The organism is Paraburkholderia sp. Ac-20340, assembly GCF_017104965.1.
In the GTDB taxonomy this organism is placed as follows: Bacteria; Pseudomonadota; Gammaproteobacteria; order Burkholderiales; family Burkholderiaceae; genus Paraburkholderia.
This window is the reverse complement of the sequence record NZ_JAAGPR010000093.1, coordinates 1-261: the sequence shown is the minus strand read 5'-3', so window position 1 is coordinate 261 and position 261 is coordinate 1. Positions and strand designations below refer to the sequence as shown.

Below are 261 nucleotides of genomic sequence, written 5' to 3'. Positions count from 1 at the left end.
AAAGCTTGTTTGCCAGCTCCCCACCGCTTTTCGCAGGCTACCGCGTCCTTCATCGCCTGTGATCGCCAAGGCATCCACCACATGCACTTGTTCGCTTGACCCTATAACGGGTGTGTCTCTGGCTCCCAAAGGAGTCGTCGATCACTCGTTACAGGTTGAGTATTCGTGTTGCGCCGTATTTCAAGGCAATCTTTCGATCACTTAAAAATACATTGATACAATCACAACCCTGATTCACTTACTCCACACCCATCTCTAAGT

The 261-nt window shown here is 49.0% G+C and carries 1 rRNA gene; it reads right to left on the bottom strand.

The features are described from left to right. Positions 1 to 101: ribosomal RNA gene (locus G3N59_RS37510) — 23S ribosomal RNA — on the bottom strand; the annotation flags it as partial. Positions 102 to 261 lie beyond the last annotated feature (160 nt).